We start from the raw sequence: 24407 nt of genomic DNA, 5'->3' as shown, positions 1-24407 counted from the left end.
AGCATGGATTTAGGGCTCCGATGACAGTTTCTGCTTCGGCGGGGCCGGCTCGTAGAGAGCTTTTGTTATTTCGTAGTGAAAGCCTTCGCGGTCCTCTGTTGCCCAGGCCTCGTAGAACTCAGCTTTTTCGAACAGCCTCCGGTTCTGCGCTGGGGGACGGAGCCATAGGATCTTTCCGTCGTCAGTGACGGCGTCCACATGGCCGCTGCAGACGGGGCTGCCTTGGTGCCGGATTTCGATGGTGGCTCCGGGGAGGAGGGTCCAGTCGGTGATGCGTCTCAGGTCCATTGGCGGGTCGTCCTTTCGGTGTTGGCCTGGATTGTGGTGGTGGTTGGTTAGCGGACGTAGTCGGCGCCGGTGATGTCGATGGTGGCGCCGGTAGTGTGTCGGGATCGGCCCGATGCGAGGAAGGCGATCATCTCGGCGATGTCCTCTGGTGGTGTGACTTCGCCCAGTGGGAGCGTTTGGAGCATGGGGTCGTCGGGGGAGATGTGCGCGGAGATATCGGTTGCCACCCATCCGGGAGCGACGGCGTACGCGAGGACGTTGTCCTTGCCGTAGCCCCGTGCGATGCCCTTGGTGAGGGCCAGGAGTCCGCCCTTTGCTGCGCCGTAGGCGAGGTGTTCGGCGTCGTCGCCTCGGTGAGCGGAGCGGCTGGTGATGTTGATGATGATTCCGCCGCCCCGCTTTCGGAATCCAAGGATCGACTGCCGGCACAGGTCGGCGGGAGCCAGGAGGTTTAGTTCGTAGTTGGCCTGCCAGCCGTGCTGCCACGCGGCATCGTCATCGATTTCCGATGCCAGCCAGGCGCCTGCGTTGTTCACCAGGACGTCGACGCCGTCCCGCCATCGAGCCGCCTCGGCCCAAACCTGCACGCGCTCTGTCGGGTTTAGAAGGTCGCCCTGGACGAGCTTTACACGGTCCCCGAGTCTGTCCGCCGTGGCTTGGGCGGAGTCTTTGTCGTTTCCGTAGTGCAGGATCACGTGCGCGCCTTCGCAGTGAAGCGCGACGGCGGTCGCACGGCCAATGCCGCGTGACGCTCCCGTGACCAGGACGGTCTTCCCGGCAAGCATTCCGGCGCTCATGCGACGGCCTGCGCGCCGGTAATTTCGACAACCGAGCCGCAGATATAGGGCGCCTCATCCGAGGCGAGGAATGCCACGAGTGCTGCGACTTCTTCCGGCTTGCCGATGCGCCCGAAGGGCACGAGCGCGTCCAGGTCGGCGACCGTCCGGCCGTTCCGGGACAGGCCCGCTTCGAGCATGGCTGTGTGGATCTCGCCCGGGGCGACGGCATTGACCCGGATGTTGTGCGGGGCGTAGTCGCGGGCCAGGTTCTTGGTGAAGGCGACGACGGCGGCCTTGGACACGTTGTAGGCAATGTGCCCTGGTGCCGGGTACAGGCCCCATTGCGATGCCGTATTGACGATGGACCCCCCGCCGGAGTCGATCATGTGCGGAAGTACCGCCCGGCACAGGTAAAACAACGCGTCCACGTTGACGGCAAAGGACACGTCCCAGTCGTTCTCCGTCAGGGACAGCAGGTCCCCGCGCCGGTTGATGCCGGCGTTGTTGACCAGAACGTCCAATCGGCCGTGTGCTGTAATGACCTGCTGCACGGCGGCAGCAGCCGCTTCCGGGTCCAGGAGGTCAAAGACCAGCGGGGCGGCTGAAAGGCCCTCCCCGACGAGTGCTTCAGCGACTTCCTTGGCCGCCACCTGGTTGGCGTCAGCCACGATAACATGGGCGCCTTCGGCGGCCAGCCGGCGGCTGGTGGCGGAACCAATTCCGCCACCCGCCCCGGTGACCAGCGCTGTCTTGCGGTGGAAGCGGGAGGTGAGTCCCGTCGTGGCCATCCCCTAGCTCTCCAGCGAGAAGATGGTGCGGTGCCAGGCCTTGGCCTTTTCGCCGGTCAGGTCGAACATGACGTGCTTGACCACGGTGTATTCGTCGAAGGAGTAGGTGGACATGTCTTTGCCGAAGCCGGACTCCTTCATGCCGCCGTGGGGCATTTCAGAGATGATCGGGATGTGGTCGTTGACCCAGACTGCTCCTGCGCGGATTTCGCGGGTGGCGCGCAGGGCACGGTAGATGTCCTTGGTCCAGGCGGAGGCGGCCAGGCCGTAGGGGGTGTCGTTGGCCAGGGCGATGGCTTCGTCGTCGGTGTCAAAGGGGGTAACCGCCAGGACGGGGCCGAAGACTTCGTCGCGGAAGATTTCGCTGTCCGGGGTCGCGTCGGCTACCAGGGTGGGCCGGTAGTAGGAGCCGTCGGCAAGGTCGCCGTCGGGGATGCCGCCGCCGAGCACGCGGGCGTAGCCGCGGGCCCGTTCCACCATCTCAGCTACCTTGTCGCGGTGCACCTCGGACACGAGGGGCCCCATGTCCGTAGCAGGGTCGGAGGTGGCACCAAGCTTCACCTTGGCGTACAGGTCGGCGACGCCGGCGATGAACTCCTCGTAGACGGAGCGGTGGACGATGGCCCGGGTAGCTGCGGTGCAGTCCTGTCCGCTGTTGATAAGGCTGCCGGCGACGGCGCCGTGGATGGCGGCTTCGAGGTCGGCGTCCTCGAAGACCACGAACGGTGCTTTGCCGCCGAGTTCGAGGTGGACGCGCTTGGCCGTTGTCGCGGCGGCGTCCAGGACGGTGCGGCCCACCACGGTGGAGCCTGTGAAGGAGAGCATGTCCACATCGGGGTGGCGCAGCAGTTCCGCGCCAACGGTGGAGCCACGGCCGGTCAGGACATTGATGACACCGTCGGGCATGCCTGCCTCGGTAGCGACCTCGGCGAACAGCAGCGTGGTCAGCGGGGTGATCTCAGCGGGCTTGAGCACGATGGTGTTGCCGGCGGCAATGGCGGGAAGGATCTTCCACGCGGCCATCTGCAGCGGGTAGTTCCAGGGCGAGATGGAACCGATGACGCCGATGGCTTCGCGCCGGATCGAGGAGGTGTGGTCTGCCGAGTATTCGCCCATGGCCTTGCCCTCGAGGTTGCGGGCGGCGCCGGCGAAGAAGGCGATGTTGTCGATGGTGCCGGGAACGTCGAACTCGCGGGTGAGGCGGATGGGCTTGCCGGCCTGGCGGGACTCGAGCTGGGCAAATTCTTCGGCCCGTTCTGCCATCAGTTCCGCGAACTTGGTCAGCACAGCCGATCGCTCGGCCGGGGTGGCCCGTGACCAGGCGGGGAAGGCGTCCTTCGCTGCCTGGACGGCGAGCTTGACGTCGTGGCTGCCGGCGAGGCTGATGGTGGCGACGGTGCTTCCGTTGGACGGGTCGATGACGTCCACGGTTGCGCCGCTGGTGCCTTCGAGGATCTTGCCGTTGATGAACTGGCTCACAGCTCCTGCTTTCAGTCGTTCGTAAAGATGTGTGGTTGGTGCTTTTTAGGCGCCGGGTGCCCAGATGTCGCCCACGGTGTAGCCGGTGGGGAAGGGGTCGGTGGGGTCAAGGACCCATTGGCCGCGTCCTGTGATCCAGCCCCGGCCGGTGACGGTGGGGAGGACGGCCTCGCGGCCCCCTGCTGTCCTCGTCGTGCCTGTCAGGCGGCCGATGAATTCGCTGCCGATGATGCTGTGGTGGGAGAAGTCCTCGCCGATGGCAAGCTGGCCGCGGGCGTGCAGAGCCGCCATCCTGGCGCACGTTCCGGTCCCGCAGGGGGAGCGGTCCAGGGCGCCGGTCCAGGTGGACGGATCGGAAGGGACCAGTTTGCCGTTGGACAGTACGACGGTGTTGCGGTCCTGCCGCCCGGGCGCCCTGTCACCGGTGTGCAGCATGACCAGGTTGACGCCGGAGATGAGCGGGTTGTCGGGGTGCGTGCACTGGATCTGTTCGGCTGCTGCCATCTTGATCAGGGCCCCGGCGCGGGCCAGTTCCTTGCCGTTGTCCGGGTGCAGTTCCAGCCCAAGGTCGGCTGCTTTGGCCTGGGCGAAGAACTGGCCGCCGAAGACCACGTCCACGGGCACGGTGCCGAAGCCAGGGACCTCAAGGGGGTGGTCGAGTTCGACGACGAACGCCGGGACGTTCACGACGGTCACCGAGAGGACCTTGCCCTCGTGCACTTTGGCGACTGCCTGGACGACGCCTACGGCGGTGTCGATGGTGACGACGGTTTCCGGTCCCCGGACTGGAACGATGCCTTCTTCCAGTGCCGCGGTGACGGCGCAGATGGTGTTGGATCCGGACATCGGGGTGAACCCGCCCTGTTCGAGGACGACGATGCCGAAATCGGAGCCTTCATTCACTGCGGGCAGGAGGATGACCGAGCAGAGGCCCGGGTAGCCGCGCGGCTCATGGAGCATGAGCCGGCGCAGCCAGTCCAGGTTTTCCTTGCAGTACTGCAGGCGCTCCGCCATCGTGTCGCCTTGGACGAGCCCGGCGGCGGAGGTCAGGATTCGGCCCGGCTCGCCCTCGGCGTGTACCTCAATGGCGTCGAGGGTGATCTTGGTGGCGGAGCGCGGGGTCATGCTGCTACTGCCGGGAGGACGCCCGCGTTGCGGAGGATGCCGGCGAAGCGTTCGCGCTCTGCGGCAGGAAGGGGCTGGATGGGCAGGCGTGCCGGGCCGACGGGTTCGCCGATGAGTTCGAGGCCGGCTTTGATGCCTGCGACGTAGTTGACGGATTCGAGGAAGTCGCTGATGGCCCAGAGGTGCTTCCACAGTTCGCGGGCGCGGTCCAGGTCCTTCTTTTCTGCCAGGGCTTCCCAGAATTCGACGGCGAGTTCCGGGACCACGCCTGCGGTGCCCCAGACGGAGGCTTCGGCGCCGGACGCGATGCCGAAGAACGTCAGGGTGTCCCAGCCGTTGAAGGCCTTGATCTTGTCCGTGCGGGCGGCGAGGAGTTCTGCCAGTCCTACGGCGTCATCGGAGGTGTTTTTGATGTAGTCCACGCCGTCGATCTCGCCCAGTTCGGCGAGTTCGGCGGCGGTGAGCTGGATTCCGGTGGCGCCGGGAACGTTGTAGTAGACGATCGGGATGTTGATCGATTCGGCCACTGCGGACAGGAAGGACTTGAGGGTGGTCAGGTCCAGCGGGTCGTAGAACGGCGGGACCAGCATGATGGCGTCCGCGCCCACGTTCTCTGCGTGCTGGGCCAGGTCGATGGCGCCCTGGGTGGACAGTGCGCCGATGCCGGCCACGACGGGGATGCGGCCGTCGGCGCCCTTGACGTAGAGCTCGATAACGCGGCGGTATTCCTCGGGGGAGAGCGTGGTGAATTCACCGGTGGTGCCGGTGGGGACGATGCCGTGGATTCCGGCGGAGACCAGGCGATCGACCTGGCGCTGGAGTGCTGCTTCGTCGATGGCGCTGCCGTCCTGGGTGAACGGGGTGGTGACGGCTGCGAGGATGCCGCGGAGGTTCTTCTTGGTGCGGGTAGACATAGTGGTTATTCCTGTCGGTAGGTGTCTTAGTTGGTCGGGACCGGCTGTTGGCGGTGGACGCCACGGAAGCGGTCTGCCGTGAAGGGTTGAAGTGTGGGTGCCATGCGGCCATGGACGATCAGCTTGGTGAGGGCTGCAGCGGTGCCTGGGGCGAGGGTGATGCCCATCATTCCGTGGCCGGTGGAAACGTAGGCGTTCTGCAGGTGTCCGAGGTGACCTATGACCGGCAGGCCGTCTGGTGTCATGGGCCGCATGCCGGCCATGGGCGTTGGCTTCGTTGCGGGTGGTTCCCAGCCGCGGAAGTATTTGCGTGGGGCGCGCATGATTGCATCGACCCGGACCTGGTTTACCTTCTCGTCCAGTCCGCCGAATTCCATGGTTCCGGCAAGGCGGAGGCGGTCGTTGAAGGGTGTAACTGCTACTTTGGCGTCCCAGAGGTTGACCGCGCTGCGCAGGCCGAGCGCGGGAACCTCCACGCTGTAGCCCTTGCCGGGACGCACGGGCAGCGGCACACCGAATTGCTTCGACAGGTTTCCGCTCCAGGCGCCAGCGGCCAGGATGAAGTTATCAGCGGTGTAGCGGTTTCCGCCGCTGTGCACGCTGGTGACGCGGTCGCCGTTCCGGTCCACCGCGTCGATGGGGGAGTTCTCGATGATCTTGACGCCCATTGCGAGCAGCCGTCGATGGAGTGCGGTGGCCATGGCGCCCGGGTCTACGTGCCGCTCCTGCGGGAAGTAGATTCCGCCAAGGACTTCATCGGTGAGCAGTGGCTCCTGCTCGTGCACGGCGTCGCGGTTGAGAACGCGCGGCTGTCGTCCGTATTGGGACGCCAGGTCCAGGTTGTCGATGTGGTGGTCGAAGTTGTCCTGCTCCATGAACGCCATGAGCAGGCCGTCCGTGTGCATCTCGAAGTCCATGCCGTCGGCCCGGTACTCATCGAAGATCTGAAGCGTATCGGCGGCGAGGCGCAGATGGCCCTCGAACCCAGCGCGCTGGTCACGCGCGTTGGACTTGCGCCACATGCCGAGCATGAACCGAACGAAGGACGGTTCAAGGGAGGGCCGGATGTAGAGCGGGCTGTCCGGGCGGAGCATCCACTTCATGGACTTGAGGACCACGCCCGGTCCCGGCACGGGTGCCGATTCTGCCGGGCAGATCCAGCCGGCGTTGACCTTCGAGGCGCCCAGGCCGGTGGCCCGGGCATCAATGACGGTGACGCTCTCACCCTCGCGGGCGAGGTGGTAGGCCTGGGTGAGGCCGATAACGCCGCCGCCAATAACAACGGTATGCACTGTATTTCCTTTCTTGGTCCGTTCTATGCCCGGCCCGCGTCGCGGGCTCGGCCTAGAAACGGACGGCGTCCACGAACTTTTTGAGGTCTTCGTTGTCGCAGTTGTCGAATGCGGCTTCCGGGGTGGCGTTGACGGCGATTTCGCCTTCGTGGAAGAACACCACCCGGTCCGCGGCCTTGGACGCGAACGCCATGTCGTGGGTGACCAGGGCTACCGCGATGCCGTCCTCTTCCTTCAGGCGGCGCAGGACATCGAGGACCTCCGCTGCCACGGGCGGGTCAAGGGCTGAGGTGATCTCATCGCAGAGCAGGAGCTTGGGCTTCATCATCAGGGCCCGGGCGATGGCCACGCGCTGCCGTTCGCCGCCGGAGAGCTGGGTGGGCCGGCTGAGGATGTGGTGTGCCATGCCCACTTCGGCCAACGCTGCTTCGGCCCGGTCACGCCCTTCCGAGGCGCTAACGCCTCGCGTTTTCCGTGGTGCGAGGACCAGGTTGTCCAGCACGTTCATGTGCGGCCACAGGGTGTAGGCCTGGAAGACCATGCCCACTTCAGAACGGATGTTCTCCCATTCCTTGGTGCGCTTCTGCCCAGCGAACACCGTGTGGCCGTCGATGACGATCTCGCCCTCGTCGGGGTCGGTGAGGCCTGCAAGCGCACGCAGCAGCGTTGACTTGCCGGAGCCGCTCTTACCGATAATGACGGTGATGTCACCCTTATTCATGGTGAAGTCCACGTTCCGGAGGATCTTCCGGGGTCCAAAGCTCTTTTGGAGTCCGCCGGCTTCCACCAGTACCTGTCCGTTCCCGGACTGGGCTGGAGCATGCTCGGGAGCTGCCACCTGAATGCCCTTCTGTTCGCTCACTTCATTGTCCTTCTGCGGGAAGTTGGTGGGAACCTGCGGAGTAAGTGCCGAGTGGCTCATCGTGCCACCGCCACTCGCGCACCAGGCATCATCCGGGCCCAAACGCTGGTCCGGGAGGCCCCGCCCATTGCTGCGTTGTTTTGCATGCGCCGCTCAATGGAGCTGGTGATCAGCGAAACCGGGAACGCGATGGCGAAGTAGATGAACGCAGCCAGGGTGAAGATCTCCAGCGCCCGGTAGTTCTGCGCAGAGATGGTGTTCGCAAGGAACATCAGGTCGGCGACGGCGATGGTGGAGACCAATGCCGTGTCCTTGAACAGGGAGATGTTCAGGGACAGGATGACGGGCAGCTGCTGGCGCATGGCCTGGGGAACGATGATGTAGCGCAGCTGCTGGAAGCGGCTCAGCTGCAGCATCCTGCCGGCCTCTACCTGTTCGACCGGCACCGACTGGAAGCCGCTGCGGTAGGTCTCGGCCATGAAAGCGGTGAGGTTGGCAGTCAGGGCGATGATTGCCGAGGTGTATCCCGGCAGGGTTACGCCGGTGAGGGCTGGCAGTGCGTAGAAGATCCAGAACAGCTGAACCAGCAGCGGTGTGCAGCGGAAGATCTCGATGTATCCCTGGGCGGCCCAGCGGATGACCTCGATCTTTGACATCCGGGCTACCGCTACGGGAATGGCCAGGACCATGCTGATCACAATGGTGATGACCGTGATTTGAAGCGTAATTCCCAAGCCTTCAAGCATTCGAGGCAGGGCACTTGCGACCACGTTCCAGTCGAAGTTATATCCATTCATGACGGGCTCCTAACGGAGGCTACTTCTTGCGAAGGTCGCCGAGGCTGTCGATTTCGACGTAGCCGACCTTGGCGTAAGCCTGCTTCAGCTGGCCGCTCTTCTGCGCCCGTTCGATGGCGATGTTGACGATCTGGAGGGAGCGCGGATCGATGCTGGCCGGTACACCGTAGGCAGCGGACGCGGAGTAGATTTCAGGTTCCGGGACGATGATCTTCAGGCTGGGATCGGCCTGGGCCTGCGATTCCGCGGTGGGCAGATCGGTGAACTCGGCGATCGCGCGGCCGGACTGGACCGAGGAAATGGCGTTGGAGTAGCTGTCTACAGACATGATGTTCGAGGTGTGGCCCTGAAGCGCCTTTTCCGGGGCGGAGCCCTGGGCGGCAGTGATCTGCCCGCCGTTGGCCAGCAGCTCTTCGACGGTCTTGAAGGGGGAATCAGCCTTGACCACGAAGACTCCCTGGTACTGGTACACGGGGTCCGTGAAGCCGATCGCCAATGACCGCTCCACGGTGTAGTCAAGGTTCGCGGCGAAGTCGTACCGGTTGGCCTGCAACCCTGCCACGATGTTCTTCCATTCGGCGGGCACCGGTACCAGCTTGACGCCGAGTTGCTTGGCCAGATCCTCCAGCGGGATGAGGTTCGGACCGCCAAGGGTGCCGTCTGCCTGCTCGACCGTCATCGGGGGTGCAATGGCAACGCCGACGCGGAGTTCACCGCGCTTCTTGATGTCTTCGATGAAGTTTCCTTGGGCGGAACCGGACGTTGCCGACGCGCTGTTTCCGCGGAAGCCCGAGCCGATGTAGCCGCCGGCGATGGCGACCAGAATGACAGCGAGGACTGCAAGGACGATTTTGCTTGTTTTGGTCATTGTTCTAAACCCTCTTTACGGGAATGGGTTACCGGACTGGCGGGGGAGTTCTGGTTGCCAGCTCGAAGGAAAGTGGTGGGAGTCGGCAGCAACGTCGCTGCCTGTCCGTTGTAAGAAGCGGCTGATTGTGGTGCCTTGGTGGTTTGGTTGTTTTATTGTCTTACAATCAGCGTTGTGGATCAACAATAACCCTGTGACCAGGACCACGTCCAGTAGGTTTTGAAAAAAATGTCAGATCCCCGTGAAATACAGGTGTAACGATTGGGGCCTGGATTCCCGTGGGAACCGCGGCTGCGGCGGTGAGGTTGTCGGTAGATGTAAATTTCGCGTTACCTCTGTGGCGCTGGGCACCTGCTAATGCACAAGAGGCGGGTCTTCACGTCTGTGAAGACCCGCCTCTGTGGAAGAGCCGTTGTTGCCGGAGCCAGCCGGCGCGCATCAGTCCAGTGCGTAGACCTGCCCCGTTTGGATGCCTTCGACGGATTTTACGTAGGCGCGCCCGACGGTATCAGCGGGCACCTGCGAGAAGCCGGGGAAGTATTCGTGATACCCGGTGGCTTCGGTGAGTACGGAAGGGCTTACGGCGTTGATGCGGATCCGCCGTGGAAGTTCTGCTGCGGCTGCCATGACGAAGGATTCCAGTGCTCCGTTGGCCAGTGAGGCTGCGGCGCCTGTGAGGATGGGTTCGCGGGCAAGCACCCCGGTTGTCAGGGTGAAGGAGCCGCCGTCTGTGATGTGGCTGAGCCCGATCTGAACCAGGTTGACCTGCCCGAGGACTTTGTCCTCAAAGCCGTCCCTGAAGTCCTTGTCTGTAAGGTCGGTCAGCGGCTTGAAGGGGACAGATCCGGTGCAGGAGATGACCGCGTCCACCGTGCCGATCTCATCGAACATGAGTTGGATGGAGTCCGGCTCGGTCAGGTCCACGGCCACGTTGCCGGAACGGGATGCCTCGATCACTTCGTGGCGGTCTTTCAGTGCTGAGACTGCTGCGGACCCGAGCAGACCGTTCGCTCCAACAATCAAAATTTTCATACTCTTCTTACCCCTTCTTGGCCGGTGCATCGTTAAGCAGCGGGATGAGCTCCTCGGCACTGCGCACCGTGTGTTCGGTGAAGGCCTTTTTGATGACCTCCAAGTCCTTCGTCCGAATGGCGTCCACGAGTTTTTCGTGGACGCGGTGGGCACGTACGGGGTCGGCCCGCGCTGCCTGGTCCTGGGCGAGGATAATGGTCAGGTGGGCTTCGGTGACCGGCCAGAGGCGCAGCAGCAGTGCGTTCTCGGAGGCAGCCCACAGCTTACGGTGAAAGGCCAGATGGCTTTCGTGCCGTATCACCGGGTCCGGGTCCATCTCGACCTGGCTGTATTCAGCCCAGCTTTCCTCCACCATGCGCATCCGGCGGCCGGAGGCATCCCCGACGATGGCGCTGACTGCGAGCATGTCCAGGGCCATGCGCGTGTTGGCCAGGTCCATGATGGCCGCCGCGTCGAGGGTGGCCACGCGAAGGCCGCGGTAGGGTTCCTGGACCAGCAGGCCCTCTTGCGCCATCTGGTTCAGCGCCTCGCGGACGGTGGGCCGGCTGACGTTCAACCATTCGGAGAGCTGCACCTCGGTGAGTTTCTCGCCAGGTTTGATGGTGCCGAGTACAACAGCGCGGCGGATTTCGTTAATCACGCCGTCCCTGCGCGACACCGAAGCCACGGGGGACATCCGCAGTGGCAGTGCCACCGGATCTGATGACAGGTGCGTTTCCGCCATGGGCTTCCCCAATGCTAAAAGTCGGCTCTACAGTTGCAGATTGTCAGACAAGACTACCGGCTTCGGGCCCGCGCGTAAATGGTCCTGGGGTTCAGCGGGGCTGCTGTTCACATTTTCCGGCTGCGGGCCTGGTCTGTCCCGGAAGCCACAGGGCAGGAACGCCGCTGTTTGCCGGCATGACGCTCCCTTCGCTGATGTACCGCGCCGCGGACGGGGCTTCGCCCAGTTCACGCTGGGCAGGGAACCACCACCCGCTTTCGGGGCAGTGTTCTCCGGTGCGGACAGCAAGGGCTTCGGTTCTGGCGGCGGCCAGAGACGCGGGTCGGCGTCGTTTCATTTGTACTCCTGAAAAGGGGCTGCTGTTTGCATAAAGGCTATTCGCCCATCTTTTACCCCGAACCGTGTACAAATGTCGATACATCAAGCAGCCGGACTCCAAATGTAGGCAGGGGACATCTGTCCGGCCGCCTTAGCGTTGATGGCAAGCCACCCGGCAATCCCCTCATTAGATGAAAGCGAGAAGAAGCGTGTCAGCGAACCAAGAACTTCCCGTACTGTCCCACTGGATCAGCGGAGCTGAAACGCCCTCCTCCGGAGAGCGCACCGCGCCAGTGTTCGACCCCGCACGCGGCATCGAAACCAAACGCGTAGCATTGGCCAACGCCAGCGACATCGAGTCCGCCATCTCCTCCGCACAGAAGGCCTTCCCGGCCTGGCGCGACATGTCCATCACCAAGCGCCAGCAGATCCTCTTCCGCTTCCGGGAACTGCTCAACGAGCGCAAGGGCGAACTCGCCCAGATCATCACCTCCGAGCACGGCAAAGTGGTTTCCGACGCGCTGGGCGAAATTACCCGCGGCCAGGAAGTCGTGGAACTGGCTACCGGCTTCCCGCACCTGATCAAGGGCGAACACTCCGAGAACGTCTCCACCGGGGTGGATGTCTACTCCACCAAGTCACCGCTGGGCGTCGTCGGCATCATCAGTCCGTTCAACTTCCCCGCGATGGTGCCGCTGTGGTTCCTCCCGATCGCCATCGCCGCCGGCAACACCGTCGTCCTCAAGCCCAGCGAAAAGGACCCCACCGCCGCCAACTGGCTCGCTGAACTCTTCACCGAAGCCGGCCTGCCGGACGGTGTCTTCAACGTACTCCATGGTGACAAGGAAGCTGTTGACGGCCTCCTGGAACACAAGGACGTCAAGGCCATCTCCTTCGTTGGCTCCACACCGATCGCCCAGTACATCTACGAGACCGCCGCCCGGAACGGCAAGCGCGTCCAGGCCCTGGGCGGGGCAAAGAACCACATGCTGGTCCTGCCCGACGCGGACCTTGAGCTGACAGCCGACGCCGCCATCAACGCCGGCTTCGGTTCCGCCGGTGAGCGCTGCATGGCCATCAGCGTCATCGTCGCCGTCGAACCGGTCGCCGATGAACTCATCGAAAAGATCACCTCCCGCATGTCCACCCTGAAAATCGGCGACGGTCGCCGCAACTGCGACATGGGCCCGTTGGTCACCCGGCAGCACCGCGACAAGGTGGCCTCCTACATCGATGTGGCCCTCGAAGACGGCGCCAAGGTCGTGGTGGACGGGCGCGGCATCAACGTCGACGGCGACGAGAACGGCTTCTGGCTCGGCCCCACCCTGATCGACGACGTTCCTGTCACCTCACGCGTCTACACCGAAGAGATCTTCGGTCCGGTCCTGTCCGTGGTCCGCGTCCGCAGCTATGAAGAAGGTGTGGACCTGATCAACTCAGGCGCATTCGGCAACGGCACGGCCATCTTCACCAACGACGGCGGAGCGGCCCGCCGGTTCCAGAACGAAATCGAGGTGGGCATGGTCGGCATCAACGTGCCCATCCCCGTCCCGGTCGCGTACTACTCCTTCGGTGGGTTCAAGGACTCGATCTTCGGCAGCTCCAAGGCCTACGGCCTGCAGGGCTTCCAGTTCTTCACCCGCGAAAAGGCCATCACCTCACGCTGGCTCGACCCCAGCCACGGCGGCATCAACCTGGGCTTCCCCCAGAACTAAAAGGGGAAAAGAATGTCAGGGAACCGGCACTGGTCTCCTGACAAAAAGGGCCTCCGGCGCATCCTCGCGCGCCGGAGGCCCTCCTGCATAATCTCAACGGGGACTTTGATCCTTTTCCAGGAACTGCACGGCTGCAAACAGCTCCAGCCGGTCACGCATCCCGTCCAGGTTCAGCCCCAGGATCCGCCCGACGGCGTCAATCCGGTTTCGCAGTGTGTGCCGGTGCACCCCCAGGCGGCGGGCGGTCTTGTCCCACACGCAGTCATTGGCGAACCATTCGCGGACCGTTTCCAGCAGCTGCGTGTGCTCTTCCGCGTCGTGGGCGATCAGCGGCTGTAATAACCCACGGGCTACCGGGCCGGCTTCCTCTTCCCGCAGGAGTCCCAACATGCCGCCTTCGGACAGCTCGGAGAAATTGACCAGGCGCCGGCCGAGCTCGGCGGCACGCCGGGCGGCACGGGTGGCTTCTTCGAGCGCGCCAGGCAGTGCGTCCATGGCCGTTTCTCCGGAGACACCGGCCACCGCGCCATGGCGCTCCAGCAGTTCCAGGACCCGGCCCTGGTGTGCCTGTCCGGCGAGGATCACGAGCAACTCACCGCGCAGCGCGTAGAACACTGCGCCCCGGTGGTCATCAGCCAGGAGCTCCAGCGCCTCAAGCAGGTTAGGCGCCGGGCTTTCCTGCCGTGATGCCGTGACCAGCAGGGGGTCCCGGGGCAGCTGGCCCCAGACCTGCCGCGCCGTTTTGCCTGCAACATCAATGCTGCCGGCAAGCAGCTGCTCGAAGACGCCTGCGCGAAGATGGCGGCGGGCGGTATCGAGTGTGCGCGCCTGCTCAAGAGCCAGGCTGGCCAAACCGATGACGCTGTTGACGATGTCCGCCCGGGCCGGATCCAACGGCTCAATGGCGCCCAGTACCAAGGCGCCGCGAAGACTTCCCTTACGCCCCAGGGTCTGCAGGGTCACCGACTGGCCCTCAATCTGCAGGTGCGAGGCAGAACGGGTGCCAAGATCCAGGGCGCTTCGCACCCTTTGGGTCACTTCGCCGGCGATGTGTGAGGGCACCGGCCGGTTCCGGGGCATGCGGACATAATTACCTGCAGCATCGTACAAAGCCACCCAGCTGTGCAGCTGGCGCTCCAGCTCACCAAGAATCGATGTCAGACCATCAGGCCGCAGTGCCGCGCGGGACAGTGCCCGCTGCGCCTGCAACGACCACTCGGCCCGGGCATGCTCTTCCCTGGCAAGGTAGTCCGCCACCATCCTGATGATTGCGATAAACGGCGTTCGGTCCGGGACTTCCAGTAGCGGCAGGCCCTGGCTTCGGCACGCTTCTTCCAACCCCTGAGGCAAGGTCCCGTGGATCACCTGCGTCGCAAAGCCCAATCCCACGATGCCGTGATCCACCAGCCGGCGCACGTACTCCACATATGCCTGTTCGTTCGGCACCTCAGCTAAGCTGCGCCCCGTAACCCCTGATGTCCTGGTAACTGCTGCCGAGTCAGCCGCGAACTGGCTGCCGTCGGTAAGTAGAAGCTGCCCCCGGTCAAGGAACGGAGTGGGATCCTCAAGATCCGAACTGTGAACCCAGCTGATGGGCTCATCAAGCCTTGGGGAGCCCAGATCAGGAACAACGAGCCGGAGCTTGAGTGCCCGGCTGCGGAGGAGAACATTAAGGCTTGGGGGCATTGCGGCCTTCCGATGTGAAAACGTCGAACTCTGTAGAGCTGATTGTACAAACGTATACCTAGGTCTAGGGCTTTGCGGGCGGATGATGAAGTAACTCCCAATCCACCTACCGAGAGGAACCGTCATGGTCGCCAGCCCGGCAACCCTGCACGCAGCAGACATTAACGCCGCAGCCACCAACGCCGCCCTCAGCAACGCCGAGGTCGTTGCCCTGGACCGGGCCAACGTCTTTCACTCCTGGTCAGCGCAGAAGTCATTGAACCCGATCGCGATCGCCGGCGGTTCGGGCAGCACCGTGTGGGACCACGACGGCAACACCTTCCTGGACTTCTCCAGCCAGCTGGTCAACACCAACATCGGCCACCAGCACCCTAAAGTCATCGCAGCCATCGCCCGCCAGGCAACGAGCCTGGCGACCGTGGCACCCGCGGCCGCCAACCACGTCCGCTCCACGGCCGCCGCCAAAATCCTCTCCCACGCCCCGGCCAACATGGACAAGGTCTTCTTCACCAACGGCGGCGCCGATGCCAATGAGAACGCCATCCGCATGGCCCGTCTTCACACCGGCCGTGACAAGGTCATTTCCCGCTATCGCTCCTACCACGGCAACACCGGCTCCGCCATCGCGGCCACCGGCGACTGGCGCCGGATCCCCAACGAATACTCCCGCGGCCACATCCACGTCTTTGGCCCCTACCTCTACCGCTCCGAGTTCTGGGCGGAAACACCCGAGCAGGAGACCGAGCGTGCCTTGCACCACCTGCGCCGCGTCATCCAGGCAGAGGGGCCGCAGTCAGTTGCCGCCATCCTGCTTGAATCTGTTCCCGGCACTGCCGGGATTCTGGTTCCGACACCCGGCTACCTTGAAGGTGTCCGGGCGCTGTGCGACGAATACGGCATCGTGATGATCCTTGACGAGGTCATGGCAGGATTCGGGCGCACCGGCGATTGGTTCGCCTTTGACGCCTTCAACGTCACCCCGGACCTGATTACCTTCGCCAAGGGCGTGAACTCCGGCTATGTGCCGGTGGGCGGCGTCATCATTTCAGGTGAGATAGCCGCCACCTTTGACGAACGCGTCTTCCCCGGCGGCTTGACCTACTCCGGGCACCCGATCGCCGCTGCCTCCATCGTCGCCTCCATCGAGGCTTTCGAAGAAGAGGACATCATCGGCAATGCCGCACGCATCGGCCGGGAACACCTCGAGCCGGGCCTGCAGGCGCTTGCCAAAAAGCACAGCGTCATCGGCGAAGTCCGCGGCCGCGGCGTTTTCTGGGCACTCGAACTCGTGCAGGACCACACGACCCGCACACCTGTCACTGCGGACTACATGGGACGCCTCAAGGCTGAACTGTTCGCGCGGGGACTGCTGCCGTTCATAGCCGACAACCGCATCCACGTCGTCCCGCCGGCAGTCGTCACCGCCGAAGAAGTAGCCCAGGCACTGGATATCTACGACCAGGCCCTGGCAGCCACCAGCATCTAAGCTCAGCACGACAAACTGATGAAGCCCCGCCTGGGCACCAGCCAAGGCGGGGCTTCATCTGCCGGGCGCCTCTGATCCCGGAAGGATCCAACGGTTCATCGATGACGCTCGAACGAGGCTCCAGTGGCGGCAACTGCCGGTGACAGTTCCTTCTCTGGCCGGTATCGATGCCCGGCCAGCAGGGGGCCTTCGGTCGCGGCAGGAAACCTCTCAGACGGGGCCGTCGTGTGCAGCACGTTATACCTTGACATGTCCCAGATCACAGCTTAGGCTTTTCATATTGTCTGACAATCTGGCAACCGCGGGTGATGCACGAGCTGACCGGTCCGCCCGCCCGGATTTGCTCTAAAAGGGCTCACGAACTGGCCAACAGATCACCACGCAGGGCATAGAGCTTTGCTCAAAGGGACATGGATGTCTCTTATGCAGAAGGAGCATCACTTGGAAAACCTCCTCAGCACTGTCTACGACTTCATCTGGGACCCGCTCGTATACGTCACCCTCATCAGCGGGCTGGCTTACACGATTGCGACACGGGCCGTGCAGGTGCGGCACCTTAAGGGAATGGTCAAGTGCCTCTTCGGGCGCGCCAGTTCGAAGACCGGCACGTCGTCTTTCCAGGCTTTTGCGATGGCTCTGGGCGGACGGGTTGGCGTTGGAAACATCGCCGGCGTTGCAACCGCCATCGCCTTCGGCGGTCCTGGTGCACTGTTTTGGATGATCGCCACTGCCGCACTAACCGCATCCAGTGCATTCATCGAGGCCACGCTCGGCCAGATCTACAAGGTCAAGTCGGACGGCGAGTACCGAGGCGGTATTCCCTGGTACATCGAGAAAGGTCTTCGCCTCAAATGGCTTGCGGTCACTGCCGCTGTCGTGGCCGTCATTTGCTACACCTTCCTGATCCCGGGAGTGCAGTCCTCCACCATCGTGACCTCGCTGGATACAGCCTTCGGTATTCCAACATGGATTTCCGGCCTGATCCTGGTCGTCCTCACCGCTCTTGTTGTCTTTGGTGGAACCCGGCGCATCGCCGCCTTTGCTGAAAAGGCTGTTCCTGCGATGGCGGCCGCCTATGTGCTGCTTGCCATCGTCGTCCTGGTCATGAATTTTCATGCCATCCCGGAAGTCATCCGGCTGGTGCTGGCCTCCGCGTTCGGGGCCGACGCTCTTTACGGCGGCATGATCGGCGCGGCCGTGTCCTGGGGTGTCAGGCGCTCCCTGTATTCCAACGTCGCAGGTGTCGGAGAAGGCGGCTTTGCCGGCGCAGCGGCGTCGGTTTCCCACCCGGTCAAGCAAGGGCTGGTCCAGTCATTCTCCGTGTACATCGACACCGTGCTGGTCTGCACAGCAACCGGCGTAATGATCCTATCCACCGGCGCGTACAACATTCTGCCTGAGGGGCGGGCCGCGATTGTCGAGAACCTTCCCGGAGTGAAACCAGGTGCAGAATTTACCCAGGTCGCCGTGGACACGATCCTCCCGGGGATAAACCTAGGCGCCGGCATAGTGGCCGTGGCCATCTTCTTTTTCGCCTTCACATCAATCCTGTCGTACTTCTACTACGGCGTGACGAACATTGTGTACCTGACAGGAACCTCCCGAGGCGTCCTGGCGCGCATCGTCCAGGCCGGTGTGCTGCTGTCCGTCTACCTCGGCACAGTCCGCAGCACGGAACTGGCTTGGACACTCGGGGACATCGGTTACGGCCTCATCGCCTGGTTCAACATGATTGCCATTGCCTTTCTCTGCCCTATCGCCGTGCGTGCACTGCGCGACTACGAACGCCAGAAAAAACTGGGACTCGACCCCGTTTTCCACCCGGCAACGGCTGGCATCAAGGGTGCGTCCTTCTGGGAATCCTCAGACGCTCCTGCACCGCCCCAGCAGGACGGCGCCAAGTCGAGTGGAAATCGCTGAATCTGCTTCACGCACAAGCCGCCCGGGTCCGCGCCCCCGCTTTAGTGTGGCCGCCAGTCAATACTCCTGAAAGGACATCGTGGAACTGCTGTGGGAAATAGCCGGGTGGACAGGGGCCGCGGCGATACTCAGCGCCTACCTCGCGGTCTCTATAGGGTGGTTGAAGACAGGCAGGACCTTTCAGACCGCAAATCTCCTCGGCGCTTGCGCCTTCGTCCTCAACGGTTCCGTACACCAGGCATGGCCTTCAGTAGCAACGAATGTCGCCTGGTTCCTCATTTCCGCCATCGCGCTCCTGCGCATGCGTCCCGCACGCGCAGAGCCGGTGGTACCAGCTGCCACCCCGCCGACACCCATCCCGGACACCAATGACACGGCCGGACGACTCACCGGCGCTGGCATTAACGGAGAATACGTTCATGACCAATGACATTCGGCCGGTCTATTTCCTTTCGGACAGTACGGGCATCACGGCGGAAACGCTCGGAAACACGTTGCTGACGCAGTTTCCCGCCAACCATTTTGACCGCATGACGATCCCCTTCATCACAACGACCGAGCAAGCCACATCCGTGGTGAAGACCATCGATAACGCCGCCGCCAACGGCCCGCAGCCGATCGTCTTTTCCACAGCAGTCAGCAGCGATGTCCGGCAGATCCTCTCGAGATGTAAGGGAATCATTGTGGACCTGATCGGTACCCATGTGGGGCAGCTGGAGCAGGCGCTCGGGAACTCCCGCGAGCGGGGAACCGGGGCGGGCGCACGGGCTGGGAAATGCGGCGCGCTACCAATCCCGGATGGCCGCCGTCGAATACGCCATGGAACACGACGACGGCCAGAGCCTGCGTGCACTTGAAAAAGCCCAGGTCATTCTTGTGGCCCCGTCCCGGTGCGGCAAAACGCCCACCACCATGTACCTGGCACTGCAACACGGCATCTTTGCAGCGAACTTCCCGCTGGTGGACGAAGACTTTGAACGGGAAGGGCTGCCCAAGCCCCTCAGACCCTTCGTATCGAAGTGTTTCGGACTCTCCTCAAACCCCCTGCGCCTGAGCCAGATCCGTACCGAACGACGCAGCGGCTCCCCGTACGCCTCCCTGCGCCAGTGCGGCTTCGAACTGCGCAGCGCAGAGCAACTGTACGTATCGCACAGAATTCCCTACCTGAACTCGGCCACCGTCTCCGTGGAGGAAATGGCGGCCACTATCCTGCAGCGCATGAACATAAAGCATTGACAAAACAATTCCACAGGCATGTGACTCACGTCATGCCACATGGAAAGAAGCCCCAAAGACCTGTCACCCTAAACAAGAATTTGTCCCCGCCGCCGGCGGCCGCCTGAACGGTGGGGGACACCTGCACGCCATCACCTGCAAAGGAGCAGCAACAATGACAACAGACGTACTCTGGCTCTCAGAGCTGGGACTGAAGGACCTGGACCGCGTGGGCGGCAAAAACGCCTCCCTCGGCGAAATGGTTCAGAATCTCACCTCTGCCGGCGTGATCGTGCCGGACGGCTTCGCAACGACAGCAGATGCCTACCGCAGCTTCCTGGCCGATTCCGGCCTGGACCAGAAAATTGCCGACCGGCTCGTAGGTTTAGACACCGACGACGTCACCGCCCTCGCCTCCGCCGGCCAGGAAATCCGGGGCATCATCCGCCAGACACCCTTCCTGCCGGACTTTGAAGCGCAGGTCCGCGATTTTTACCAGCAGCTTGTGGACAAGCACGGCGGGTCCGAAGACCTGTCCTGGGCCGTCCGTTCCAGCGCGACCGCCGAAGACCTTCCGGACGCGTCCTTCGCCGGCCAGCAGGAAACCTTCCTGAACGTGCGCGGCATCGAAAACATCCTGCTCGCCATCAAGGATGTCTTCGCGTCCCTCTATAACGACCGGGCCATCGCCTACCGCGTGCACCACAAGTTCGAACATGCCGACGTGGCACTCTCGGCCGGGGTGCAGCGGATGGTGCGTTCCGACGTCGGCGCCTCCGGCGTCATGTTCACCATGGACACCGAGTCCGGCTTCAACGACGCTGTCTTCGTGACCTCCTCCTACGGCCTGGGCGAGGCCGTGGTCCAGGGCGCCGTGAACCCGGACGAGTTCTACGTCTACAAGCCCGCACTGGAGGCCGGCCGGCCGGCCATTCTCAAGCGGGGCCTGGGCGAGAAGGCACTGCAGATGACCTACACCGCCAGCCAGGAGATCGGCCGCACCATCGACTTCGTCCCGGTGGAGGCATCCCTGCGGAACCGCTTCAGCCTCACCGACGAGGACGTCGAGCAGCTCGCCCGGCACGCCATCGCCATCGAAAAGCATTACGGCCGCCCCATGGACATCGAATGGGGCAAGGACGGAATCGACAACCGCCTGTACATCCTGCAGGCCCGTCCCGAAACAGTGCAGTCCCGCCGCGCCCCCGGCAGCCAGAGCCGCTTCCGCCTCAACGGAACCAGCCGCGTGCTCTCCGAGGGCCGGGCCATCGGCCAGCGCATCGGTGCCGGCAGCGTCCGTATCCTCACCGCCATCGACCAGATGGCCGCGTTCCAGACCGGGGATGTCCTCGTCGCGGACATGACCGACCCCGACTGGGAACCGATCATGAAGCGTGCCTCCGCCATCGTCACCAACCGCGGCGGACGGACCTGCCACGCAGCCATCATCGCCCGCGAACTGGGGATCCCCGCCGTGGTCGGGACTGGAAACGCCACCGAGGCGCTCTCCGACGGCCTCGAAGTCACTGTCTCCTGCGCCGACGGCGAAACCGGCGTGATCTACGAAGGGCTCCTGGATTTCAGCGTCGATGAAACCGAGATCACCCACCTGCCCGAGGCCCCCGTCAAGGTGATGATGAATGTGGGCACCCCGGAACAGGCGTTCACATTCGCTCAGCTGCCCAACCACGGTGTGGGCCTGGCCCGGTTGGAATTTATCATCAACCGCCAGATCGGCATCCACCCCAAGGCCCTGCTGAACCTGGACAGCCAGCCGGAGGACGTGGCCGTGGAGATCCGGGAGCGGATCGCGGCGTACAGCAGCCCGCGCGACTACTACATCAAACGCCTCGCCGAAGGCGTATCCACAATCGCGGCGGCCTTCGCGCCGGAGCCCGTCATCGTGCGTATGTCCGACTTCAAGTCCAATGAGTACGCCAACCTGATTGGCGGACCTGCCTATGAGCCGCACGAAGAGAACCCAATGCTCGGCTTCCGCGGCGCCTCACGCTACCTGGAGCCGTCCTTCCGGGACTGCTTCGACCTTGAGTGTGAGGCCCTGTCCTTCGTCCGCAATGAGATGGGGCTGACCAACGTGAAGTTGATGATCCCGTTTGTGCGGACCCGCGACGAGGCCTGCAGCGTGATCGAACTTCTTGCGGAGAACGGACTGGTCCGCGGCGAGAACGGCCTCGAAGTAATCATGATGTGCGAAATTCCGTCCAATGCGCTCCTGGCAGACGAATTCCTGGAGTACTTCGACGGATTCTCCATCGGTTCCAATGACATGACCCAGCTGGCCCTGGGACTGGACAGGGATTCCGCCATCGTCTCGGGCGGCTTCGATGAACGCGACCCTGCCGTCAAGAAGCTCCTGAGCATGGCCATCAAGGCGTGCCAGGAACGCGGGAAATATGTGGGCATCTGTGGCCAGGGCCCCAGCGACCATGCTGACTTCGCTGAGTGGCTGGTGTCGGAGGGCATTGACTCCGTCTCCCTGAACCCCGACACGGTGGTAGACACGTGGCTCCGGCTCACCCAGCTGGCTTCAAGGCAGGAGTCGGAACGGGAGTTGAGCTGACGTAGCCTCGGGGAGGAACGGCCGTTGCAACTGTCGAAAGAAGGGAGTTGCGACGGTCGCTCCTCCCCGAGGCCGCGGACATCGTTTCTTGGGCATTAGTGAAACACCGGCCTCATCTACGCCGCGTCCGAGCCTGTGGCATTCGGGGCAACGAGTGCGCTCCGATTCAGGAATCGAACCCGGGGGAGTCGCAGCTTCTGAGATACCGGTGTTCGCTGATCGCGCGGCCGGAACTGGTGGCAACTTTGAACCGTCCATGGCTGGGATCGATTCAGGCTATCCACGGCTGCCGTCGGGGTAGCTCCCTGGCCGCAGTGGCGGTGGATAACCTATAAGAATTGTCCCTGGCTGTGGGTGGCGGCAGCATACCTCTTTACGGTAAGCCGCGAATCCAGTCCCACTGCGTCTGCAGTCCAAGCACGGAGACATCTGTCTGGTTGGGGTGTGCCCTAATTGAACCAACTCCCTACTGCGTGGCGACGGGTTTTCCAAACTTTCCGGTGATGGGTCGGTTACATCCGAGGCCATGTCGCCGGGGCTTTAGGCAGGCCTGGTCCAGCAGCGTTGTTCATAAGGCGCGAGTAGTTCTGAATCGGATAAGCGCACATACCAGTAATCGTCTTAGTGGCTGCCTTCAGACCAGGAAGGACCTCTCGTGTTGCGATGATGGGAGGCCTTTTCTGGTCTTAGGAGTGCGGCATCGCATGAGCCATCCTTTGAGGAAATTCGACCGGCCTTGCCCATTAGGTAAGAAACTGGACGAGAGCACCTGAGTCATCGAGGTTCTGTGCGAACGTCCAAGCTGTCCACCACCAGGTGTCCCTGTCGCGGGCGAACCACGGCAGTTCGGCAGAGCTCTTGTCTGTCGCTGTCTCCCCGGAGGCCTTCTCCGAGAATACCCAATCCAGGACCTGGCTCGAGCTGACTTCACCACCGGGGGAAATGGACATTAGTGCCCGGCGCCGAGCTTTCCGCCGAGTCGTTCGCGAATGGTGGTGCTGGCCTCGTTGAGGCCGACAATCTTTACGTCCTTGCCGTGGTGGCGGTACTTCTCGGTGATGGCGTCCAGGGCGGCGATGGTGGACGCGTCCCAGAGGTGGGAGGCGTGCATGTCGATGACCACGTGGTCCGGATCCAGGGCGTATTCGAACTGTGTGTACAGATCATTGGAGGAGGCGAAGAACAGCTCGCCGTCCACCACGTAGGTGGCCGTTTCGTGGCCGTCCACGTTCTTCACGGTCCGTTCGACTGTAACGAAGTGGGCCACGCGGCGGGCGAACAGCACCATGGCCACGAGGACTCCAACGCCGACGCCGATGGCCAGGTTGTGGGTGGCGACGGTGACGATGACGGTCGCGACCATGACCATGGTTTCGCTCTTGGGCATCATTTTCAGGGTGCGGGGGTGGATGCTGTGCCAGTCGAATGTTGCCCAGGAAACAAAGATCATCACCGCGACGAGGGCGGCCATCGGGATCACGGAGACCACCCCGCCGAGCGCCACCACGAGGATGAGCAGGAAGACCCCGGCAAGGAAGGTGGAGATCCGGGTACGGGCACCGGAGGCTTTCACGTTGATCATGGTCTGGCCGATCATCGCGCAGCCACCCATGCCGCCGGTGAACCCGGTGACGACGTTGGCAACGCCCTGGCCCCACGCTTCTCGGCTCTTGTGGGAGCGGGTGTCCGTGATGTCGTCGACGAGCTTGGCGGTCATCAGGGACTCGAGGAGCCCGACGAACGCCACGGCGAGGCCGAAGGGGAAGATGACCTGCAGGGTCTCAAGCGTGAAGGGCACGTTCGGGATGAACAGCGAGGGCAATGATTCCGGGAGCTCGCCCTTGTCACCCACGGTGGGAACCGCGATGGCAGCCAGGACGGTGATGAGGGTCAGAACGACGATCGCGACCAACGGGGCTGGAACGACGTTCGTAAGCTTAGGCAGGCCGAAGACGATGAGCAGGGCCAGTGCCGCCAGCGGGTAGACCAGCCATGGGACGTTGACCAGCTCGGGGACCTGGGACATGAAGATCAGGATGGCCAGGGCGTTAACGAAGCCCACCATCACCGAGCGCGGAATGAAGCGCATCAGCTTCGCCACCCCGGACAGGCCCAGGATGATCTGGAAAATCCCGCCGAGGATGACGGCGGCGATGAAGTAGTCCACGCCGTGGGACTTCACCAGCGGGGCGATCACCAAGGCGATCGCGCCCGTGGCGGCCGAGATCATCGCCGGCCGGCCCCCTACGAACGCGATGGTCACCGCCATCGTAAAGGAAGCGAACAGCCCCAGGCGGGGATCGACCCCGGCGATGATCGAGAAGGCGATCGCTTCGGGAATCAACGCCAGCGCGACGACAAGCCCGGCAAGGACTTCCGTCTTGAGCCTTCTGGGAGATTTGAGGGTTTCCCGGACAGACTGAAGCTGTTCGGGAGTGCAGGCGGGGGCGTCCCCGGTGGTGGTGGCCATTGCTGTCTCCGTTCATGGTCAGGAAGACGCGCATCAGCGCCCTCACCACCCGGCTCTGATCATGGCGG

General features: G+C 63.3%; 20 protein-coding genes and 1 pseudogene. 6 read left to right on the top strand and 15 right to left on the bottom strand.

Features of this window, described 5'->3' with window-relative positions:
- Positions 1-9: 9 nt before the first annotated feature.
- The 13 genes from AC5RTT_RS07365 to AC5RTT_RS07305 all read right to left on the bottom strand — a co-directional run bounded on the left by AC5RTT_RS07365 (position 10) and on the right by AC5RTT_RS07305 (position 11285).
- Positions 10-288: a hypothetical protein gene (locus AC5RTT_RS07365; RefSeq protein WP_494144644.1), complete on the bottom strand. Its 279-nt coding sequence runs from the start codon at positions 286-288 to the stop codon at positions 10-12.
- A gap of 47 nt (positions 289-335) precedes the next feature.
- On the bottom strand, positions 336-1085 hold the full coding sequence (locus AC5RTT_RS07360) for an SDR family NAD(P)-dependent oxidoreductase (protein WP_494144643.1): 750 nt from the start codon (positions 1083-1085) through the stop codon (positions 336-338).
- Entirely contained in the window at positions 1082-1855 is a 774-nt protein-coding gene (locus AC5RTT_RS07355; RefSeq protein WP_494144642.1) for an SDR family NAD(P)-dependent oxidoreductase, read from the bottom strand. Before AC5RTT_RS07355 ends, AC5RTT_RS07360 begins: the two co-directional genes overlap by 4 nt.
- A gap of 3 nt (positions 1856-1858) precedes the next feature.
- Positions 1859-3334, bottom strand: a complete 1476-nt coding sequence (locus tag AC5RTT_RS07350) for a gamma-aminobutyraldehyde dehydrogenase (protein ID WP_494144641.1) — start codon at positions 3332-3334, stop codon at positions 1859-1861.
- A gap of 45 nt (positions 3335-3379) precedes the next feature.
- Positions 3380-4459, bottom strand: coding sequence for a proline racemase family protein (locus AC5RTT_RS07345; protein ID WP_494144640.1), 1080 nt, complete (start codon positions 4457-4459; stop codon positions 3380-3382).
- On the bottom strand, positions 4456-5373 hold the full coding sequence (locus AC5RTT_RS07340; protein ID WP_494144639.1) for a dihydrodipicolinate synthase family protein: 918 nt from the start codon (positions 5371-5373) through the stop codon (positions 4456-4458). The genes AC5RTT_RS07345 and AC5RTT_RS07340 overlap by 4 nt, the downstream gene beginning before the upstream one ends.
- Before the next feature lie 26 nt (positions 5374-5399).
- Positions 5400-6665 (bottom strand): NAD(P)/FAD-dependent oxidoreductase, encoded by a 1266-nt coding sequence (locus AC5RTT_RS07335; protein WP_494144638.1) that lies wholly within the window; start codon positions 6663-6665, stop codon positions 5400-5402.
- Between the two features lie 52 nt (positions 6666-6717).
- Complete coding sequence (locus tag AC5RTT_RS07330; protein ID WP_258804268.1) at positions 6718-7527, bottom strand: amino acid ABC transporter ATP-binding protein; 810 nt, start codon at positions 7525-7527, stop codon at positions 6718-6720.
- Between the two features lie 56 nt (positions 7528-7583).
- Positions 7584-8324: an amino acid ABC transporter permease gene (locus tag AC5RTT_RS07325; RefSeq protein WP_494144637.1), complete on the bottom strand. Its 741-nt coding sequence runs from the start codon at positions 8322-8324 to the stop codon at positions 7584-7586.
- A 19-nt stretch (positions 8325-8343) separates the two neighbouring features.
- Positions 8344-9192 (bottom strand): substrate-binding periplasmic protein, encoded by an 849-nt coding sequence (locus AC5RTT_RS07320; protein ID WP_494144636.1) that lies wholly within the window; start codon positions 9190-9192, stop codon positions 8344-8346.
- 438 nt (positions 9193-9630) lie between these two features.
- Positions 9631-10224, bottom strand: coding sequence for a short chain dehydrogenase (locus AC5RTT_RS07315; protein ID WP_494144635.1), 594 nt, complete (start codon positions 10222-10224; stop codon positions 9631-9633).
- 7 nt (positions 10225-10231) lie between these two features.
- Positions 10232-10948, bottom strand: a complete 717-nt coding sequence (locus tag AC5RTT_RS07310; protein ID WP_494144634.1) for a GntR family transcriptional regulator — start codon at positions 10946-10948, stop codon at positions 10232-10234.
- A 91-nt stretch (positions 10949-11039) separates the two neighbouring features.
- The gene (locus AC5RTT_RS07305) at positions 11040-11285 is read right to left on the bottom strand and encodes a hypothetical protein (protein ID WP_494144633.1); all 246 of its coding nucleotides are present in this window, start codon (positions 11283-11285) and stop codon (positions 11040-11042) included.
- Between the two features lie 190 nt (positions 11286-11475).
- On the opposite strand from AC5RTT_RS07305, the gene AC5RTT_RS07300 reads away from it, so the two are divergent.
- A complete protein-coding gene (locus AC5RTT_RS07300; protein ID WP_494144632.1) occupies positions 11476-12981 on the top strand; it encodes a CoA-acylating methylmalonate-semialdehyde dehydrogenase in 1506 nt (501 codons plus the stop codon).
- 93 nt (positions 12982-13074) lie between these two features.
- On the opposite strand, the gene AC5RTT_RS07295 is transcribed toward AC5RTT_RS07300, so the two are convergent.
- Entirely contained in the window at positions 13075-14427 is a 1353-nt protein-coding gene (locus AC5RTT_RS07295; protein ID WP_494144631.1) for a helix-turn-helix domain-containing protein, read from the bottom strand.
- Between the two features lie 364 nt (positions 14428-14791).
- Here AC5RTT_RS07295 and AC5RTT_RS07290 point away from each other — a divergent pair, with 364 nt between their 5' ends.
- The 5 genes and pseudogenes from AC5RTT_RS07290 (at position 14792) to ppsA (ending at position 21869) form a co-directional block, all read left to right on the top strand.
- Positions 14792-16153: an aspartate aminotransferase family protein gene (locus AC5RTT_RS07290; protein WP_494144630.1), complete on the top strand. Its 1362-nt coding sequence runs from the start codon at positions 14792-14794 to the stop codon at positions 16151-16153.
- A 441-nt stretch (positions 16154-16594) separates the two neighbouring features.
- The gene (locus tag AC5RTT_RS07285) at positions 16595-18073 is read left to right on the top strand and encodes an alanine/glycine:cation symporter family protein (protein WP_494144629.1); all 1479 of its coding nucleotides are present in this window, start codon (positions 16595-16597) and stop codon (positions 18071-18073) included.
- Positions 18074-18152: 79 nt separating this feature from the next.
- Complete coding sequence (locus tag AC5RTT_RS07280) at positions 18153-18503, top strand: CBU_0592 family membrane protein (RefSeq protein ID WP_494144628.1); 351 nt, start codon at positions 18153-18155, stop codon at positions 18501-18503.
- A pseudogene (locus AC5RTT_RS07275) lies at positions 18493-19309 on the top strand (pyruvate, water dikinase regulatory protein). Before AC5RTT_RS07280 ends, AC5RTT_RS07275 begins: the two are co-directional and overlap by 11 nt.
- A gap of 154 nt (positions 19310-19463) precedes the next feature.
- On the top strand, positions 19464-21869 hold the full coding sequence (gene ppsA / locus AC5RTT_RS07270; RefSeq protein ID WP_494144627.1) for a phosphoenolpyruvate synthase: 2406 nt from the start codon (positions 19464-19466) through the stop codon (positions 21867-21869).
- A 949-nt stretch (positions 21870-22818) separates the two neighbouring features.
- Here the strand turns inward: ppsA and AC5RTT_RS07265 are convergent.
- The gene (locus AC5RTT_RS07265) at positions 22819-24339 is read right to left on the bottom strand and encodes a SulP family inorganic anion transporter (protein ID WP_494144626.1); all 1521 of its coding nucleotides are present in this window, start codon (positions 24337-24339) and stop codon (positions 22819-22821) included.
- Positions 24340-24407: the final 68 nt, after the last annotated feature.

It is taken from the genome of Arthrobacter sp. Y3221157 (genome assembly GCF_059089865.1).
Note: the sequence above shows the minus strand (reverse complement) of the source record. Positions and strands in the feature narration are given on the sequence as shown.

Coding starts and splice junctions, on each gene's coding strand:
- AC5RTT_RS07365 (WP_494144644.1), bottom strand. CDS start 288: ATGGACCTGAGACGCATCACCGACTGGACCCTCCTCCCCGGAGCCACC.
- AC5RTT_RS07360 (WP_494144643.1), bottom strand. CDS start 1,085: ATGAGCGCCGGAATGCTTGCCGGGAAGACCGTCCTGGTCACGGGAGCG.
- AC5RTT_RS07355 (WP_494144642.1), bottom strand. CDS start 1,855: ATGGCCACGACGGGACTCACCTCCCGCTTCCACCGCAAGACAGCGCTG.
- AC5RTT_RS07345 (WP_494144640.1), bottom strand. CDS start 4,459: ATGACCCCGCGCTCCGCCACCAAGATCACCCTCGACGCCATTGAGGTA.
- AC5RTT_RS07340 (WP_494144639.1), bottom strand. CDS start 5,373: ATGTCTACCCGCACCAAGAAGAACCTCCGCGGCATCCTCGCAGCCGTC.
- AC5RTT_RS07325 (WP_494144637.1), bottom strand. CDS start 8,324: ATGAATGGATATAACTTCGACTGGAACGTGGTCGCAAGTGCCCTGCCT.
- AC5RTT_RS07320 (WP_494144636.1), bottom strand. CDS start 9,192: ATGACCAAAACAAGCAAAATCGTCCTTGCAGTCCTCGCTGTCATTCTG.
- AC5RTT_RS07315 (WP_494144635.1), bottom strand. CDS start 10,224: ATGAAAATTTTGATTGTTGGAGCGAACGGTCTGCTCGGGTCCGCAGCA.
- AC5RTT_RS07310 (WP_494144634.1), bottom strand. CDS start 10,948: ATGGCGGAAACGCACCTGTCATCAGATCCGGTGGCACTGCCACTGCGG.
- AC5RTT_RS07305 (WP_494144633.1), bottom strand. CDS start 11,285: ATGAAACGACGCCGACCCGCGTCTCTGGCCGCCGCCAGAACCGAAGCC.
- AC5RTT_RS07290 (WP_494144630.1), top strand. CDS start 14,792: ATGGTCGCCAGCCCGGCAACCCTGCACGCAGCAGACATTAACGCCGCA.
- ppsA (WP_494144627.1), top strand. CDS start 19,464: ATGACAACAGACGTACTCTGGCTCTCAGAGCTGGGACTGAAGGACCTG.
- AC5RTT_RS07265 (WP_494144626.1), bottom strand. CDS start 24,339: ATGGCCACCACCACCGGGGACGCCCCCGCCTGCACTCCCGAACAGCTT.